The 17,672-nt window shown below is 42.5% G+C and carries 14 protein-coding genes; 4 read left to right on the top strand and 10 right to left on the bottom strand.

The annotated features are described in order from the left end of the window. Nucleotides 1-17: 17 nt before the first annotated feature. From L1286_RS16995 to L1286_RS16955, 9 genes are all read right to left on the bottom strand, one after another. A complete protein-coding gene (locus L1286_RS16995) occupies nt 18-1,832 on the bottom strand; it encodes a HEAT repeat domain-containing protein (protein ID WP_235408240.1) in 1,815 nt (604 codons plus the stop codon). Between the two features lie 190 nt (nt 1,833-2,022). Then, nucleotides 2,023-2,661 (bottom strand): site-2 protease family protein, encoded by a 639-nt coding sequence (locus tag L1286_RS16990; protein WP_235408239.1) that lies wholly within the window; start codon nt 2,659-2,661, stop codon nt 2,023-2,025. A gap of 109 nt (nt 2,662-2,770) precedes the next feature. Beyond that, on the bottom strand, nt 2,771-3,004 hold the full coding sequence (locus L1286_RS16985; protein WP_235408238.1) for a hypothetical protein: 234 nt from the start codon (nt 3,002-3,004) through the stop codon (nt 2,771-2,773). A gap of 250 nt (nt 3,005-3,254) precedes the next feature. Further along, nucleotides 3,255-3,572 (bottom strand): hypothetical protein, encoded by a 318-nt coding sequence (locus L1286_RS16980; RefSeq protein ID WP_235408237.1) that lies wholly within the window; start codon nt 3,570-3,572, stop codon nt 3,255-3,257. Nucleotides 3,573-3,699: 127 nt separating this feature from the next. Beyond that, the gene (locus L1286_RS16975; protein WP_235408236.1) at nt 3,700-4,254 is read right to left on the bottom strand and encodes a hypothetical protein; all 555 of its coding nucleotides are present in this window, start codon (nt 4,252-4,254) and stop codon (nt 3,700-3,702) included. 634 nt (nt 4,255-4,888) lie between these two features. Further along, a complete protein-coding gene (locus tag L1286_RS16970) occupies nt 4,889-5,137 on the bottom strand; it encodes a hypothetical protein (protein WP_235408235.1) in 249 nt (82 codons plus the stop codon). Between the two features lie 108 nt (nt 5,138-5,245). After that, complete coding sequence (locus L1286_RS16965) at nt 5,246-5,608, bottom strand: hypothetical protein (protein ID WP_235408234.1); 363 nt, start codon at nt 5,606-5,608, stop codon at nt 5,246-5,248. Nucleotides 5,609-5,731: 123 nt separating this feature from the next. Continuing rightward, nucleotides 5,732-5,965 (bottom strand): hypothetical protein, encoded by a 234-nt coding sequence (locus L1286_RS16960; RefSeq protein ID WP_235408233.1) that lies wholly within the window; start codon nt 5,963-5,965, stop codon nt 5,732-5,734. Nucleotides 5,966-6,505: 540 nt separating this feature from the next. After that, a complete protein-coding gene (locus L1286_RS16955; RefSeq protein ID WP_235408232.1) occupies nt 6,506-7,009 on the bottom strand; it encodes a hypothetical protein in 504 nt (167 codons plus the stop codon). A 194-nt stretch (nt 7,010-7,203) separates the two neighbouring features. On the opposite strand from L1286_RS16955, the gene L1286_RS16950 reads away from it, so the two are divergent. From L1286_RS16950 to L1286_RS16935, 4 genes are all read left to right on the top strand, one after another. Continuing rightward, nucleotides 7,204-7,452, top strand: a complete 249-nt coding sequence (locus L1286_RS16950; RefSeq protein WP_235408231.1) for a phage integrase N-terminal SAM-like domain-containing protein — start codon at nt 7,204-7,206, stop codon at nt 7,450-7,452. 119 nt (nt 7,453-7,571) lie between these two features. Next, the gene (locus L1286_RS16945) at nt 7,572-8,372 is read left to right on the top strand and encodes an AraC family transcriptional regulator (RefSeq protein ID WP_235408230.1); all 801 of its coding nucleotides are present in this window, start codon (nt 7,572-7,574) and stop codon (nt 8,370-8,372) included. Nucleotides 8,373-8,376: 4 nt separating this feature from the next. Further along, entirely contained in the window at nt 8,377-9,060 is a 684-nt protein-coding gene (locus L1286_RS16940) for an AzlC family ABC transporter permease (RefSeq protein WP_235408229.1), read from the top strand. Beyond that, the gene (locus L1286_RS16935; RefSeq protein ID WP_235408228.1) at nt 9,057-9,356 is read left to right on the top strand and encodes an AzlD domain-containing protein; all 300 of its coding nucleotides are present in this window, start codon (nt 9,057-9,059) and stop codon (nt 9,354-9,356) included. Before L1286_RS16940 ends, L1286_RS16935 begins: the two co-directional genes overlap by 4 nt. Before the next feature lie 52 nt (nt 9,357-9,408). On the opposite strand, the gene L1286_RS16930 is transcribed toward L1286_RS16935, so the two are convergent. Next, a complete protein-coding gene (locus L1286_RS16930) occupies nt 9,409-17,409 on the bottom strand; it encodes an ExeM/NucH family extracellular endonuclease (RefSeq protein ID WP_235408227.1) in 8,001 nt (2,666 codons plus the stop codon). Between the last annotated feature and the right edge of the window lie 263 nt (nt 17,410-17,672).

The following is a 17,672-nucleotide window of genomic DNA, read 5'->3' as shown; positions in this document are numbered from 1 at the left end:
GCCCCTACCTGTTATTTTTATCTTATTTGTTGTAGTTGAACGCTCTGCTTATCGCAAGTGGCGAGTTCAACGCCTTTTTCAGGATGAAAGACCACTGCACCCACACCTATTTTTATGAAAATGCTTCCATTTTTGAGTTTCCATGACGCACTCGGTGCGCCCGGTAAACGATAAAATGGCGCAGACACATAACCCTGTTTTGTCGGTTGGATCTTGTAGATCATACCAAGATTAGAAACCCCATGTGCGAGCCCAGTAATAGCATAAGCGGCGTCACCAATGACATAGACATCTTTAATATTCTCTCTTAGTATCATTTGGGGTTTATCACCTTTAGCAAAAAACATTAACTCGCCGCCAAACTCACCACGGTTGTCGCCTACTAGCCATCCTTCTTGGAACTTAGCGGCAACGATTGGGGCGATGAGATAAGGTACATCACAGTATTTAGGTTCAGAAGTACATACCGGATCAAGATAGTTAAACGCCGTTAAAGGCTGCACTTTGGTTGCATACTTTTTAACTGTGACCGATTCGGGCACTTTTTCAAAAAAGAGTGTATGGCAAATAGGCGGGACCTCAGCCAATGCCATCAGCTTAAAAAAGTCTTCGGATACAGTTTGCTTTTGATAAAAAGTACTTAACGGGGTTTCCAGATTAAAAGCTCTTACGACTTCATGGGCATATTGCCTCAGTGGTGTATACCAATGCTTTTGCGCGACTTGGTCAATAACGGGGATTGCAGACTGAGCAGATAACAAATGTAGTGCTTTAATGCCAGCGTAGGATTGGCGCCAATCATAAGGGTTCTCAACCAATGAAGTCAGCTCTGAAATACCTTGCCGATACCCGATATAACCCAAGCTTAGAGCCGCTTCGACTCTGACTTCCCAGCTTGGCGCCTGCAAAAATGCCACCACTTTCCTGCCCGTTTTTTCAGACACTTTCCCCAGCCTCGCTAAGTCAAAAAATGGCAATTGATGAACCGAAGAAGGGAAACCAGCGATAATCTCTTTACTCAATTGTGCGAAATAAACATGTTCTACCAATGGGCTTTCCATGGTTTGCAATGCTTCAGTTACAGAGTCAACAAACTCGGGATGCACAATTGCATAGTTATAAGCCCATTGGGCGATTTTGGGGGATTTAGCCATGTCACCGATTGCTGACATGGCAACCTGCCTTGCAGCATCAGATACTTTGTCATCTAGTATGAGTTTAATCAGCTGTTTGGCATATTCTACATCGGTTATATTGAGTTCATTTCCTAGCATATGGAAAACATCTCTAATCCCATCAAACGCCCCCTCATCTTCATCACAGGGCTCAAAACATTGGAGCCCTTCGATCAGAAAGGGAATGCCATCGGCACCTAAATGTTTAAACGCAGCACCTATTTGGTTTGACGCTGTTTGAACACGCATGAGCTCTTCGACTAAAAACGTACCTACATTTTCACCGCCTATATGCCCTAATGCTCGGTAAGACCAAACCCCTCCCATTTCATATAATCGGTTGTGTTTTATCACACTTTTGATAATCTCAAAGTCTTCTTCCGTAAGCTCTTGTATCTGTGCAATCAGACTATCTGCGACAGCTTGGCGGTTAGGGTTAGATTCTTTCGCGACTTTCACCAAAGGCAAGAGCGCTTCTCTGCCGTAGGCCACCAACGCTTCTCTCACTGACTTGTCAACCGTGCCACTACCTCTTACGTTTTCCTGTATGTCAGGGATCTGTGCGATGCACTGCTCAATACCTCGACATTGAGCCGCACCGAGTGCATTTGACACCGCCATCGTGCAGAGAAGCCCAACCCATGTTATCCATCTCATCAATTTACTCGTTACTTGTCAGCTCAGATACCATAAACTCATCAATTCGTTGCGGGTCTGTCATTAAAAGCTCCAACCTTAAATGGCTACCTAAAGTTCTGATAGGGGCGTTAATGTATGATTTAACTAAGCAAGGTACGAATACAACCATACTTTTTCGTCGTTGCCATTGTTGGCTTGTTATTTCTCGTTACCACCTGTATGACGTTATCGCGACAATCCAACTAACTAGTAAAACAACTAGTATTATTGAACCTAATTTACCAAGTACTTCACGTACTTGTTCAGGCAGGCCTAAAAGCTCTAAAATAGCTTGCCCACCATTTGATACAGGCAAAGGAAGTAGATTAAAAGCTGCAAGCTTAATTGAAGTAAATGCAAACACCATTATTAAGGTGTTATTAGATACAAAATTTACTATCTGTGAAACAGATTCACTACCAATAGACATAGGTTTCAAACCACCCAAAACAATCTGACTAACGCCTGTATACAGCTGAACGAATGCGCTTTCTCCTAAAATCAATAGGGAAATTAAGATTAAACCAATACAGCCTGATAATGGCATTAAAAACCTTATAAATCTTTTTTGGTGATCAAATGCATATTTCAAATCGCTTTCCTCAAGATCATAAACCCTTGAATCAAGCATTTTGACATAGCCTCCAAATATAAATGGCTTGAGAACACAGCCTTTGTAGCTTAATAACTTAGGTCCGTAACCAATAGATACTTCAAGCACTCTAACACCAAAAAATCGAGCGGTAATTACCATACACAAGGTATGAATAATAACTAAAACATTGATAGATATTAAAAAAGTATACAAAACGTTCCCTTACGAGCTAACATATTGATAATCTGAAAAATTATAGTTGGCTAGAATATGCAACAAGAGAGTAAAAGCCAACTGTATTTTGCCCGCATTGACAGTCTTGTTATAAACCTAATTCCGCAATTTTCCTCAACGTCTTTAATTGATTTTCTAAATCATGAATATATCGGATGCTTCGCATACTGCACTGATTTACTTCACCGTCCTTACCTTCAAACACAAGGTATTCCTCATTTAAAGTGAAAAATAATGAACAGCCACTGCTTCTTTGCACCACTTCTTCTAGATCGAAAACTTCCCCTCGATACTTTTCAGTGACCTTCAAAGTTGCAGACATGTGGCCTTCGCTCCCAAGCATTTGGGAATTAATAATGCGGCCAAGGTACACTTTTTCAGCATTTGACAAGTATTGGCCAGCATTGAACTCTATACATTTACATGCAGTAGCTAGTGGAGCAACTAATAGTAGTAAGAAAGTAATCAGGTATTTCATAAGGATATATAACGTTTGATTGCTGGGTTAAAAATCAAGCAAAGCGAAAAGCCTGCACGTTTAAAATTCCTGTTTAACTGCTTTTTTATGCGGTTTAAGCTGAACACGCTTTTATTATATTCGTCAGAAATACTCTCGCTCCTTTTGAAGTATTACGTGTAAAGACGTCATCAGCGTCATCTGATTTGGTGCCATCAATAGTTAATTTATAGTAAGTAATTTTCCCCCCGTCTTTCTCTACTTCAACGGATAGCTGATAATTTGTTGACGCTCGATACTCTTTAAAATGCTCAAAGAAACAGTCTTCATAAACCGGAACGTCAAACTTTTTACCATAACCCACTAATTTGACAGAGTGGAAACCACACGCAGTTAACAAGGAAAAAAGTAAAATTGCAGTTAGTGTTTTCATAGCACCCTAGAAACGTAACACATTAATAATATTGAAATTATAGGGTAGACTGCAATCCCGAGGCAAGCCTATCATTTTATTTCCAGTTGATTGACTTGCTCGGTGCCTTCACTCTTGGGTTGGCTTACTATGTGCTAGGCTCTGCCGCATACATTTTATTAATGCGAGGTTGAACAAACCAAATCCCCAAAGGGAAAAACCACATTAAGAAAAACGTACCTGTTGAAGACTTATTGGTTCCATAAACTTTGTTTTCAAAAGTAACTAAGTTTTTACTTATAAAGTAGATGGAATAAAACATAAAATACATTGAACATATATGAAGAATAAAGATGACAGGCACAAGGAAACCAAAACTTGTGCCGTTTGCGGTAGAAATGAAAAAAGCTTGAAATAGAACCATATAAATAGCGTTGAACTTTATTCCAAACTTAAATCTTGAAGCACTTGGCCTTTCTTTTTCTGGAATAATTTTGTTTAACTCTGTTCCAAGAGTCCAAAACCATAGCAGGTAAAGTGCTATGAAAACCAACATCATCAACGGTATGACATTAAACATCATTTCATGATCTATTTCAGAAGATGACATCAAAGTCTCCATCAAAAGAAATTGAAAACCAAAAGGCAATAGCACGACAAGCAAAAATACTTGCCATGATTTCCACGTAAGAAAAAACTTCATTGATATTCCTCAAACACATAACGCCTCGTTGAGAGGCTAAAAATAGTTGTCTAAAATAGGTGACAAAGGATCAAAAACCAACTGTTTCTTGCCCTTTTAATTGCATTACTATACGTACATTTCACTCGCTTTAATGAAATCGGAAGCTAGCTTTATTTTTTGTTCATCCATTGGCAGAAAAAGTGAACCCGATGAAAATCAATGAGATGTGTTATCCAACCAGCAAAATGGACGCTCAAACTCTACACTTGGTAGCTGATCTCTTTTAGCAAATCAAAAAAGATGACGACAGAACCTCCTTTTTCGTCATCGAATTCGCCGTTGCCAGAAATGAAATTCATGACCCCCACTTTCACTAATGGACTAAATGCTGCGTAACTGGCCTTTGAAACATAGAGATTAAATTAGTTTTCCACCATCCATTAACCGCATGAAGGGCGTAAAATTTCATGCTGTAGAGCTGGTATCTAACGCATAGCTAAGCCACCAAACTGAGTTAATTTTTTGTGTGAGCGTAGCATTAAAGCGCTAAACGAACAACGTAGAGGAACCCGGTTTGAGTCGTTTGCTATGCATGTTCTGGCCACTCAGATTGAAAACACCACTCAATATCCGCGGCATTAAGGCAAAAGTGCTACAATCCACTTGGTAACTTCTTTGAATCGAAGCCTATTATTGGTAAAGGGTACTCGATCACTGCTCCTTCATCCGTTAAATCTTGCTCATACGTTACCAAAACTTGATCAAATCTGAATACCTTCAATGTGCGGTGATAGAAAGCTGGCGAAATTGTCATTACCAAATAACCAACCTCTTTACTTAGAGCAACTAGATCATGCGCAGTATTACCACCCAAAACAAACGCCTCAATTTTAGAAAGCATACAGACTCCTTATTCTTGTTGATGCATGATAGTAATAACGCGATATGCTTTAAATATTGAGGGGTATAATACCTCGTATAACGAGCTAAAAATGCGTTAATGCGTTTGTTAGGTATACGTTTCCCAATGGTTTGTTTCAGCTATTTTCTGGGAGTGCTTCAAATTGGCTTTAACAAACGCTATGGCTGCCACCTTACTTTCTGGCAGTACTGGATCTTCATGACTCCCACTTCCGCAATATCTAAACCCTGCTTCCCACAACAGTTTAGCTGCATACCATTTTTGCTTGTCTGATTGTTTAGGGACTCGAAAGTTACGACCTAGGAAAGCCATTTTATGACCACAATTTGGACATTTATGCACTAACTCTGAATCTGCTTGCCATGCACTGCCTGTATCTGACTGTTCCGTTGCTCGCCGTTTAAAAGCAATACGACAATCAAAACAAGCAAATTTGTGTAGAAATTTCATAACTACCTAACGCTTGCGAACCGCGCGAAAAAGCAGGCTAAAATTGGCGATGAAGGAGCGCAAGCCTGCTGTTTTGCGTCCTTTGTTTGGTTAAGGCATTTGTTACGTGATGGCTCATACTGTTCAGTCTGGAACTGAACTAACAAATGCTTTTAGCCTTACTAAATATTGTTGAGAGTTTATACAGCCATCAGCCAAGTCTTCACATATTCTTATTACTTCGTTTCTTAAGCTAAATGGAACAGCTTCTAAGCCTCCAATATCACTTCCAAGTTCTTGAAGAGCTTTATGGATGCTATCAAAATTTTGAGATTCTATTACTTTAATAATATGTTCTTTTCTTTCTTTGTTATTCATAAATGTAAAGTCACATAATGCCGCGTTAAGCAGACTCAAATCGTGGTTTATAATGTGTTAGCGGTGTAAAGCCTAATCTACTGTTTTAGTTCCGCTTAAACACCTCATTAGACGTTCCCAAAGCCATACCTAGCTCTTTTCTAAATTATAGGTTCCCAACCAAAATGGTTATTCTGGTTTTATTAGCGAAATAATAATCGCCATTTTTATCTGTTATTTCACAAGCATTGATTAAAGCGCCACCTTGTATATCTAGCAACCCTTCAGACACCCCAAATGAATGCTTTAATGCTAACTCTCGAACTAAAATGTGCTCAATATAAACTAACTTTTCACTCTTTATGTAGTCAATGCTGATTAAAAAAGCCCAATTAAAATGAAAATAGCTAATTCCAAGCCTTTTAGCTCAACAAAAGGTATTGAAACTAACGAGAATGAAATCAAAGTGAGTAATGCTAGAAAGATGCGTATCTCTAAGTAATCTTAAGCGGTGAATAACAGTTTGCTAAAATGTGAAACGACGCAAAACCAAGCAAATTGTTACGAATCCGACTTTAAGCCCTTGTTAGCCATATTGAGTTCCTCGACTGAAGAAACTCGATCTACAAAATTACTTACGTGGGTAGCCCTAATTACCTTCCCGTTTTTCATATAGATAAGATAATAGCGATCATCGGAGAGGTAAGTTTCGTTTAACTCACTTTTTGTAACGCCACAGCTAATTTCGATAGGTTCATGCTCAAATTCTTTAACTATGAGCTCCTTTGGAACACGAGAGCCCTTAAAAAGCTTTATATTATTAAACGCATATTTATAAACATAGTATCTTCCTTTACTTGTAACCTCATCTTCTAATGCTTGCTCGGCAACGAGTGCACTAAAAACAAGATCTGCATCATCAAATTTCTTTATAATGATGTTTTTATGCAGTGTGTAATTCTCCGATGCTTGTTTTTTAGCTGCCGGAAAATCGAGATACTTTATTCTACAAGCCTCTGATCCAAAACTAAAAAATGCGAAGGCTAAAAATATAACTTTATTCATATGACTAACATTTTATTCTACGACAAAAGCCGCATAACAACGACTATCCATGTATAGGTTTTACTTCGGCCAACCATAACAATAACTTGAATAGATGTCACCAAATTAGAATTGATAAAAGTACGTCAAATATCGCATCACAGTGATAGTTAACAAACTGCATAAACTATATATAAATCCAAGTGAAATTTACTATGCAATCAGCATTTTTATCTATCATCCAAGCCCATATATACACAAAGGTATGTCAAACGCTCTTTTCATGTTACCTAGACTGGGCGCACCCTAACGTACTTGGTGAAGAGGCAATCGAGCTGTTTTTAAGTCATCTAGCGAATCAACAAAACGTGACTACAAACACGCAAGCTCAAGCGTTCAGTGACAGATGCCGTAGATTTAACGGCTTAATAAATGCAAAGGCCAAGCATAATACCTTTACATGATGTACGACGGTATTAAAAACACCCGATATTGTCATCGCGTAGAACAAACCAACCCCGCAATTTTGTACAAGCACTTATTACTGAGTTGCGTTAAGCTGATTTAAGTAAGGGGGAAGTCTATGCAGCACTCAAAATTCAGCTTTCATCACGATTTAGGTGGTTTGGAAGTACTTCATAATATTGATAAAAAAACCGATTTTGGCCGCCATAACCACAGCGGTTATACGTTGGCACTGGTCGATTGTGGCGCACAACGTTTTTTCCGCTCTGGCGCTCAGCATTTGGCAGGGAAAAACAGTTTAATATTGATTAATGCCGAACAAGTTCATGATTGTAGAAAAGCCTGCGAGGGTATCTCCTCGTACCGTTCAATGTACCCCACACCCGAACTTTTCAATCGTTTGATGGACAATACCACAAATCGTGCCCCCTATTTTTCGGATGCTGTAGTATATGACCAAATATTGGCGTCACAATTACACCGCTTGTTTAATACATTGGAATCACCGGCTGGCCAATTAGAAAAGCAAACTCAACTAGTCGAGTTTTTATCAAACCTCTGTGCAAAAACGGGCGAGCGAGTGCGCTCAAATGATCAAACATCGATGAAATGTCGCATCGAACTAGCAAAAACCTATTTGCTTGACCACTTATTTGATGAAGTCACCCTAAACGAACTTGCATCACTGATCCATATGAGCCATTTTCACTTCGTTCGCGCTTTTAAAGCGCAAACAGGGCTAACGCCCCATGCATTTCAAATTCAGCATCGTTTAAACCATGCAAAAACCTTACTGCGCCGTGGTGACACTATTTCACACGTGGCAAATTCCGTCGGTTTCTATGATCACAGCCACTTTAGTCGACACTTCAAAAAGAATATGGGGATCACCCCCAATCAATACAAACAGGCTTGCTAACACCATGAAAATTGCAATCAAAAAAGGGCTTCTGGACATGCTGCCCCTCAATCTAGCAGTGTTGCCATGGGGCATTTTGTGTGGTTCACTCGCCATTCAAAATGGTTTCTCTGTGTTGGAAGCGCAGTTAATGTCTCTGCTCGTTTTTGCCGGCTCAGCACAGCTTGTCGCCATAGAATTGATGGCTAAAGATGCCCCCTTTATCACATTGCTTATTACAACCTTTATCATCAGCGCCCGTCATTTGCTATACGGCTTAACAATTCGCAATAAAATGATCGACAAACCACTGAAATGGCGTGGATCGATTGCCTTTTTTTTAACTGATGAGCTGTTTGCTTTTTCACATCACCACCGTGCCTATCAAGGTAAATTGCGCTTGGTATACGCATTGGTTGCAGGAGCCAGTTTTTATTTTGCATGGAATGTTTGGACCTTACTCGGTATTTTCGCCGGTCAGTTTTTGCCCGATTTGACAAATTTCGGGTTAGACTTTGCGATTGCCGCTATTTTTATCGCCCTCGTCGTACCTGGTATTGCCAATGTATCCACGCTAATGGCTTGTATTGTCTCTGCCCTGAGCATGCTGTATTTCAAAACAATCGGTTTTGAATTTGGATTAGTCGCAGCGGCACTGCTTGGCATGACCACGGGGTATATTCTACACACGAGAGAGGACACACCATGATTACCACGATTTTTGCACTAGCTTGTGTGACGTTTGCAACACGGTATTTATTTTTGATAAAGCACTTACCTTTTACCGTAGGTCCCAAGTTTTTGCGCTTTTTAAGCTTCAGTGCCCCCTGCGTATTAACGGCTATATGGGTGCCTATCGTGTTTATGCCTAACGGGGAATTGGTCAGCGACGTGGGTAACCCATATATTCTAGGGGCGGTGGTTGCTATTTTGCTGGCTTTAAGGTTCAAAAATCTATACGTAACAGTGTTTGGTAGCTTGGCCGTTTTCTTCGCCTTACTCTAACAAAAAACCCCTGTCGCCTAAGGCGACAGGGGTTTTTGATTTTACCGAATGGTTATTTTCTGCGACGTAAGAGTGCAGGAATAACCAGTAGTAACATGTATAAAGGCATCGAACCACTAGAGAACTTAAGTGTTTCAGCTTCGCCTTGAACATCTTCAGGACGTACCTTCACCGTCACATACAATGTACCTGTAGCTTGTGCATTTTGCTCATCAACCACGACATAATGAATGGCTACTTTGCCTTCACTTTTTGCAGCAGGCTTAAAGGTAATCGCGCTATCGTTAAACGTTACTTCACCTGATCCAGCCGTTGCACTGATAATTGTCAACCTACCCCCTTCAGGATCCGAGTCATTACTCGTAACTTCTACTGTGACTGAGGCGTCGTTAAACACATCTGCAATATCGTCCACAGTGACAGGTGGTTGGTTTTGCACTTGTGCTTTTGCCACTACGTTAATTCGCACAGTCGCAGTGCTTGTCGCGCCTTTACCATCACTAATAGTGTACTGCATCGTATCACCACCGACATAGTCTTGGGCACTTTGATACGCTAGCGTAGAGTCAGTATTGATGCTCACAGAACCACGTCCTGCAACCGCATTGATCACGTAGAGCACATCGCCATCGGCATCCGAATCGTTAGCAAGTACGTCAAGTGTCACTGATTCGTTGCGCACAACCTCTAAAGTATCGTCAATCGCAATCGGCGCTTTGTTGTCGCTTTGCGTCACACCCACACCGCCTGGGTCAACAATTTTGCCATTTTTAACGCCATCTGCGTCGTATTCACCGCCATCAACGAGTGTCAGTCTTACACACCAAGCACCTTCAATAAGGCCTTCCTGCCAACTCGCATCATTGATACTTGGACAGTAGCCAGCTTGACCCATGGCAGAATAGATTGCATTGCCATTTTGCGCTGAGAATGTAACCCAACCTTGGTTTGGTAAATACTTACGATATTGTGCATTGGCAGGTATCGCAGCTTGCTGTGGCAATACAACTTTAACGCTATCTACGCCCTTTGGCGTATTAACGACAAAGTCAAAAATGCCCCCTCGATTGTCAATACCTTCATCAGCGGTCACTAACCCAGTATTCACTGCATCAGAAGCACTGAGTGACGCCGCATGTTTATCACTGCTAAGCCCTAGGCTACCCAATGACATACACACACCGGCTTCAACTTCAATCAGGCCTGAATTCCAATCATTACCACTTGATGGCAATACATTACATTGCACATCAATTGGGTCTAAGTAATTAGGGATACCATCGGCATCATCATCACCAAAGCCTTCTAATGCATCGTTAAGCAAATCACCATCTGAGTCTGTGTTTTCATCTAAAGTAGGTTGCGTTGAAATAACCTTAAATACCACACCTTGCGTATCAAATAAGCCGCCATTGTCGGTGGCCGTTGCACTAACTTGATAAACGCCAGCTGAAAGCGTTGCAGCGTTGATGCTAAATACCGTTGAGTCGTTGCTTTCGTTAGTTAACCCATCCTGTGCAGTCCATTCAATAACGTGGGTATCTGCACCATTTTGGTCTAACACATCAGCAGTGATCGTAATAAGACCATGCTCAGACACCATAATAGAACGCACTTCGTCTTGTTGCTTCATACTTAGCATAAGTACTGGCGCCACGTTAGACTCAACGATTGTGATTTCATGGCGTTGTTCCGCACCCGCATTTAAGCCGGTGGTGTCTAGCTCAATCACTAACGTTTCGTCTGAATCATTCACTTCATCTAGCAATGTTTCAACCGTGATTTCGCCACGCGTGCCTGATTCAAGTGTCAATTGCCCTGACGCAATGACATAGTCCTCTTCGCTTGCCGAACCAGACACAGTAAAAGCAATGTCCACCGGATATGCGAAATGCTCTCCGCTTAACACGACAGGTACTGTCGTTGTTTGCCCTTCAACAACAAGCTGGCTTGGAGAAGGGATACTCAGCATGGGACGTACATTGACTGATTGCACGGCTTTTGCGCAAACATCTTCTGCACTACAGGCCTGCCAAAGCACCTTATTCGCACCAGACGGCAAGAAGTTACTACCTACAAGCTCGACAGCAACTGGTTCGCCACTGCTATCAACTGCAGTCGCCACGCCCAAGTCAACTTTAGTAAGCTGGCCAGTTGCGTTTACCGTCAAATCTGCGGGTACAGTGATCACTGGAGCTGAAGGTTGTTCCTGACGGACTTCTAACACCGCCTCGGCACGCCCGCCGAAGCCATCTGAAATTGCATAGCGAACCTGCGCCACACCATTAAATGTATCGTTGGTACTAAATACAATCTGATTTTCGTCAATTACAGCATTACCAGCATCAGTACTTACAGCAACCAGTGATAACTTATCACCATCTGGGTCACTGTCATTGTCTAATACGGCAATGGTCGCAGATGATTGGTTAACATCTAATTGAACAAAGTCATCTTTGGCCACAGGCGCTAGGTTTGCAGTGCTTATCTGAACACTCACCGTACCTTGTGAAGTCGCATTACCATCACTAATTTCGTAATTGATTGTCGCGTGACCTGAATTCACAGCGGGTGCTTTATACAGAAGCGTATTACCATCGGTGACAACATTACCAACATCTGCTGAAGCCGATGTTATTTGTAGTGAATCACCGTCAATGTCACTATCATTTGCAAGTACGTCAATTTCAGCGGTTACTTTTGCAGATACACTAACGGAGTCGTTAACGACTGTCGGCGCATCATTTTGAGGCGCAACCAACACAGAAACGAGTGCGGTGTCTGTCAGGCCCTGTTCGTCACTAATTACATAAGTGATTAGTGAAGCACCGTTATAATTTTCAGCTGGTGTATAGGTTACTGCAGAGTCTGAATATGTCACTTGACCGCGACCTGCCGTTAGGGTTGCCGATGTCACTTTTAGGCTTGCAACATTTTCATCAGTATCGTTACTTAAGACTGGAATCGTCACGCTCTGATCTTCTAGCACATTTGCTGAATCATCGATTGCTATTGGGGCAAGGTTCTTTGCAGCTACATTGACAACAATGTTTGCATTAGCCGTCCCACCATTTCCATCCGCAATCGTGTAGCTAATCGTTGCCACACCAACAAAATCTGAGTTGGGTGTAAAGCGCACTTGCGAATCTGTGAAACTTACTTCTCCCTCACCTGATACAAGCGCTGCTGCAGTGATTGAAAGCGAATTTGCATCAGCGTCAGTATCGTTTGCCAACACATCGATAACTACTGCTTCGCCTTGTACCGCATCTGCTTGGTCATCATTTGCAACCGGCGCTTTGTTATCAGGGATCACAATCGCTTCCAAATCAAAATCGGCGATCACAGGATCATGGTCCGATGAGCGGTATGGAGAATCGGAGAACCATTTCGCTTGTTGCGCTTCAGATTTGCCTTCTGTGTTGTAGTCTAAACCGGCTGCTTCATCCGCATTTATGTGCCAGTGCATGGTCTGTACGACACTGCCCATACTGCTGCTAGCAGTAAGCATATGGTCTAAGCTGCCTGCCACCCCACTGTAGTAGTATGAATAATTGTCGCCAACAGCTTTTTCAAGACTGACATTCGCAAAACCTGCGTTGTAAAACTCCAACATGGGTGCTTCATAGGCGTATGCATTAAAGTCACCTAATATTGCATAAACGGGTGCATCAGCGTTTTGGTTTGCTTTAGTCAGTTCCGCAATGACCGTTTTGGCAGCCAGTAAACGTTGACCATTACACGCACCTTCTACGGCATCGTCCATGTCTGCACCACACGAGCCACCTTTGGATCGGAAGTGGTTAACCACCATACGTACTTCTTTGCCACCATTGATAGGTTTAAATGATTGAAGCATTGGCGGCCTATGGGCACGCGTAGCTTCATCAAATGGCGCGTCGGTAATTACCTGCGCAGCCCCTACAGGGAGTACACGGTTTGCACGATAAATGATACCAACTGTAACAGCATCGGTGCCCACTTGTTCTAATTGAGGATTGATGAACGCCCAATCATGCACGTCGTCCAGTGCATTTAATCCATCAATCAGGTTCTTAATCGCACTGCTATCACCATAGCCATTGTTTTCGATTTCCATCAGACCCACTACATCAGCATCTGATGCCAATATTGCGCGGATCACTTTGCTACGTTGGCGGTTAAACTCTTTCTCATTGTTTGCACCGCGTCCGTTGAAGTCAACGAAGTAGTTTAGTACGTTGAAGCTCGCAACTCGAATATGTTGCTCAGACTGGCGAACTGGTGGCTTAGTACGACGAGGGTTAGACTTTTCAAACTTCGGTAAGCTAGTAGGAATTAGCTTGTAATTACCGTAAGTATAGTGAATAACACCCGACATATTCGAGACCTGATCACCAGAACGTAGTGGCATTTCGGCACTAAAACCAGGGTAGTAACTGATGTCCTCAGGGTTACTTTGTGTCGAGTTATCATCAACAAGTAAAACATTTCTGACATTAAGCTCAGCTAGCTCAGCTCGGCGAGGGTCATCTTTAGGGTACTTGTTAGTAGGCTGCATTCTCATGCCTTGTGACAAGTAAATTTCACCATACTTTGTAAAGTTGTGGCTAAGCGTTACATGTAACTTTTGTGGCATTGAAACCCACATACCTTCTAAAGACTCTTGGTCAAAGTCTTTTGCAAAAGGTAGATTTACCTCAGTTGGTGTGACTTGTGTTAAGACATCAGTCGCACACGACAATGTACCTGCCACTGTATTGATTTGAGTGAGGTCATACTTTTCCGCAACTTTACCTAGCACCCTAACTTGTTCACCCACTTTTACTTTAGTGTTTGTGTCGGCGACGAAAATACCTTCTGAAGTAGTGTTGTCACGGTCCGCATGTTGATCTTCTTCTTGAACGAAGAACCCACCATGCTGTCCCGCGTCTTGGAATGACGCAACAACCACACCTTCTATTACCACGGACTGTTCAACTAGCGGACTAGACTGACCATTCCCCTGAATCACACTAATGCGTGTTGCAGGATCATTACAGACACCAATTTCAACTTGCGGCGGAGTTGTCCCACCATCAGAGCCACAGGCTGCAACACCGCTACAACCAAGGCCATCTGCGGTATTCTTCTCAAAGCCTTCCCACTCCACACTTGGATCAAATGCATCATCTAAAATTGTATCGCCAGAAGTGATCCCCTCTTTACGGCGAAGTGTTTTATCTTTAGTTGATGTATCGCCACTTCCCCAAGCACTGCCTGGATCAGTTCCGACCTGACCAAATACATCTGCGATTTGACCATCAACCGTCAGAACCAATGCATCGTCCCCATTGAAGTAGGTTATGGTGCTGGTACTGTCTTGGCGACTTTTAATTTCGTCGTTTGCACTACTATTCGCAATAACGTGTGTTTCGCCATGCTTTAATTCACCAGACAGTGTTTGTGTTCTTAAACCATCCGTCGTCAGCGGCTTGCCGTTATCTGCAAGTGTGATTGTCACACGGCTAAGATCGAGCGTTGCACCAGTAAAGTTGGTAATTTCTACGGCTTTGTTGCTGCTACTTCCCTCGATATACTCGGTGAAAATAACTTTGCTTGCTTCAACCTTTTCACTAACTTGGATTGAAAACTCAGGTAAGTTGACGACCTCCGTATTCCCGTCAGTCACCCCAATCACAATATTGCTCGTGATACCGATATCACTCTTTGATGGTGTACCAGACAATTCGCCGTTTTGCGTATTGAATGATGCCCAAGTTGGCTTATTCGTGATGGAGAAAGTCAGCGAGTCATTGTCTACATCATTTGCTTGAGGCTTAAAGCTATAGGCAATGTCGACGACTGCGCTCGTGCTAGGTGTCCCCGTTATTGTCGGCGGGTTCTTAATCGTGCTCGGATCGACGACTTCAATGTTGAAGCTCGGCAACGACACTGTCGAGGTACCATCTGTCACTGAGATTTGAATATTCTCATAAACTGCAATATCAGCAACCGCAGGGATACCAGATAAACGACCTGTTTGTGTATCAAAAGTCGCCCACGATGGTTTATTCACGACAGAGAAAGTTAAGTCATCTTTATTCTGATCTGACGCAGTTGGGGTAAAGCTATACGCCCTACCAGCGCCAACGACAAGTTCTGGTTGGCCACCGATGACTGGCGCTACATCGCCTAATTTTGGACAGGTATCGCCGAATAAAATCTCTGCAAATTCAGGGTTATCGACAAATGGGTTACGGTTACCCTGTTGTTCCACGATGCGTTGGTGTCTATCAAGCTCTAACTGATCAATGGTATCTTCACGATGCCAATCCATGAGATTACATAACACACCTAACGTAGGTGAGCTACTTGCGCTGATGTTGTTCACAAGTTCAAGATCTGGCATGCCACCGTCCGTGCCATCATAGCGCACTGCCATGTAGAACATCATACGGGCAGTATCGCCTTTCACTGCATCTCTTGGCTCAAATGAATCGCTGTCGGTAAAGTTCCCAGGGGCGTTATCAACCGGGTTACCACCGTCATCATAGTCTTTGCTACTGCGTGTTGAGTTAACTTTTACATCAGTTGGTCTCAAATGGTGAATATCGGTGTAACCGTATTGGCCCTCGCTCGGGAAGCCATGCGATTTTGGCCAACTATGCTCGCGGTTCCAATCGGTTGTTCCACCACCATTGGTGTTTTTATCCTGACTTCGACCAGTATAAAACAGCAATACATTACTTGGGTTATTGGGATCTTCGTCGGTATATTTTAATGCGTCCCACACTTGCGAGTAAGTCATTCTTTGCTGACCTTGCCTCGCTATCTGAGACAATGCATTTTCTAGCTCGCTCCCTACTTTGCCAATCGCCGAGGCATAGTATGTGTTGTAGTCGTAATTACTACCTGGCTTGTCTGTCACGGTAATCGAAAATGCAGGCAAACTTACGGGAGCATTTACACCATCAGATACCGAAATTACGATGTTGTCGTTGTTACCGACATCAGATTCAGTCGGCGCACCTGAAAGCTTACCCGTGGCCGTATCGAAAGTCGTCCAGTTAGGCTTGTTGGTAATGGAGAATACTAAGTCGTCATTCTCAACATCATTCGCGATGGGTGTGAAGATATAATTTCGAGTGGCTTGTACCGAAGTATTTGGGGTACCAGAAATCACCGGCGCATCATTCGTGCCTGCCGCTCTTACGGTTATAGAAAACCCGTTTAAAGCGTTGGTGACTGTGCCATCATTCACCGTTATAACAATGTTGTCATACTTACCAATGTCTGTGGCTACAGGTGTGCCAGCCAACATTCCCGTTGCCGTATCAAAACTTGCCCAGCTTGGTTTGTTCTCGATGGCAAATACCAGTGTATCATTATCTAAATTGGTGACACTCGGTGTAAACGCATAGCTGTCAGTGGCATTCACAATGGTTTTAGGCGAACCGCTGATTTCAGATGGAATATTACCACTGCCACCACAGGCAGCGACACCTGAACACCCTAGGCCGTCGAAGGTGTTTTTTGCGAAGCCAACCCACTCATTCGCAGGGTCAAAGGCGTCATCAATAACGGTATCGCCATTTTCGATGCCAATTTTACGACGTAGCGTTTTGTCTTTCGTACTGGTATCGCCAGAACCCCAACTACTGCCAGGATCGGTACCCACTTGACCAATGCTGTCCACGATCACGCCATTGACTAAAAGTGTCAGCGCGTCGTCTCCATTGAAGTATGTCGCGGTACTCGCCACATCACCCAGTGCTTTAAGCTCATCACTCGCACCGCCGTTATACAATACATAGCTACCGCCAGCAGCCAATGTGCCCGACAAGGTCAGTGGTGTGACTTCATCCAGTTTTTTTCCATTTGCAGTCAATGCAATGCTAACGGTGCTTAAGTCAATACTGCTGTTGCCAAAGTTGGTTATTTCTAACGCTTTATTGTTACTACTGCCTTCCACGTATTCAGTAAAGATAACGTTCGCAGTGGCATGCCCAGCAACGATACTTGAGCACAGCCCCATGGCGATACAACGTCTCAAGTATCGCAGCTTTGTGCGATGCTTATTATTAGAGTTCATATTTTTCCCGTGTGTTTACTACTCTGTTTTATCATTTGAGAGTTAATTTGGTTTTATTAAGGGTACAAACATTCCCATAAGAAAATGGGAGGCGAATATAATACTCTATTATGAACTTTTTATTAAAAATGAATTAAAGATAAGACATTAAATAGCAACAATTGTCTTGGATTTTATTTAACACCAGATAGAATTAAAGTACCATAAAGGGGACATATGTCCTCATTTAAGTTGCTGATTAATATATATTAATAAAGTCAAAA

It is taken from the genome of Pseudoalteromonas sp. SMS1, from assembly GCF_021530565.1.
Taxonomy (GTDB): domain Bacteria; phylum Pseudomonadota; class Gammaproteobacteria; order Enterobacterales; family Alteromonadaceae; genus Pseudoalteromonas.
The sequence above is the reverse complement of the archived record's forward strand: the minus strand, read 5'-3'. Positions and strand labels throughout refer to the sequence as shown.